Annotated in this window: 1 protein-coding gene; it reads left to right on the forward strand. The window is 69.5% G+C overall.

The window, feature by feature from the left end; genetic code table 11:
• Window positions 1-263: 263 nt before the first annotated feature.
• Window positions 264-1472, forward strand: a complete 1209-nt coding sequence (locus tag HYE82_RS36470; protein WP_179178510.1) for an IS110 family transposase — start codon at window positions 264-266, stop codon at window positions 1470-1472.
• Window positions 1473-1512 lie beyond the last annotated feature (40 nt).

The following is a 1512-nucleotide window of genomic DNA, read 5'->3' on the forward strand; positions in this document are numbered from 1 at the left end:
CCCCGTTATGTTTTTCGCGGTCCTGCAAGAGGGCCGCTGGCCTCCGGGCCCGGCATGACTGTTGCCCCCTGTCGAACGGATGACCTGGGGGGTGGTGTCACCGGGTCCGAGGGGTGCCGTCGGAGACGCTGATGAGAGGTCCGACCACCGCCCGGCCGGGCGCAATGCCCGGCCGTTCGCGGGCGGCAGGTCTGCATAACGTGGATGCGCGAGAACGGCCCCGACGCCCAGGCCAGCACCGGTATTGAGCGAGTGGGGGCACCGTGATCGACACCAGCAGCGTGGGCGTCTTCCTCGGCCTGGACGTCGGCAAGAGCACACACCACGGCCACGGGCTGACCCCGGCCGGCAAGAAGGTCTTCGACAAACCGCTGCCCAATAGCGAACCCAAGCTGCGGGCCGTCTTCGACAAGCTGCGAGACAAGTTCGGCACGGTCCTGGTGATCGTGGACCAGCCCGCCTCGATCGGGGCTCTGCCGCTGACGGTCGCCCGCGATGCGGGCTGCCAGGTCGCCTACCTGCCCGGACTGGCGATGCGGCGGATCGCCGACCTCTACCCCGGTGAGGCCAAGACCGACGCGAAGGACGCCGCGGTGATCGCGGACGCCGCCCGCACCATGCCGCACACCCTGCGTTCGCTGGAGCTGACCGACGAGATCACTGCCGAGCTCACTGTTCTGGTGGGCTTCGACCAGGACCTCGCGGCCGAGGCCACCCGCACGTCCAACCGGATACGCGGCCTGCTCACCCAGTTCCACCCCAGCCTGGAACGCGCCCTCGGTACCCGCCTCGACCACCAGGCTGTCACCTGGCTGCTGGAACGCTACGGATCCCCGGCCGCACTGCGAAAGGCGGGCCGCCGCAGACTCGTCGAAGTGATCCGCCCCAAGGCCCCACGGATGGCCGCCCGGCTGATCGACGAGGTCTTCGACGCGCTCGACGAGCAGACCGTCGTCGTCCCGGGAACCGGCACCCTCGACATCGTGATCCCCTCCCTGGCCCGCTCGCTCGCGGCCGTCCACGAACAACGCCGGGCCCTGGAAGCCCAGATCAACGAGCTGCTGGAGGCCCACCCTCTTTCCCAGGTCCTGACGTCGCTGCCCGGCGTCGGCGTCAGGACCGCCGCAGTTCTCCTGGTCACCGTCGGCGACGGCACCAGCTTCCCCACCGCCGCCCACCTCGCCTCCTACGCCGGCCTCGCCCCCACCACGAAACAGTCGGGCACTTCCATCCACGGCGAACACGCACCCAGAGGCGGCAACCGGCAGCTCAAACGCGCGATGTTCCTGTCCGCGTTCGCCGCCCTGCACGACCCCGCCTCCCGCACCTACTACGACCGCTGCCGGGCCCGGGGCAAGACCCACACACAGGCCCTTCTCCGCCTGGCCCGGCAGCGCATCAGCGTCCTGTTCGCCATGCTCCGCGATGGAACCTTCTACGAATCACGCCTCCCCGAAGCGGTCGCTGCATGACCAGCTCAGGCTTGACGAAAGACATAGAGGCACCCCCCCC

Origin of the sequence: Streptomyces sp. BR123, from assembly GCF_013401435.1 — a bacterium.
Lineage (GTDB): Bacteria > Actinomycetota > Actinomycetes > Streptomycetales > Streptomycetaceae > Streptomyces.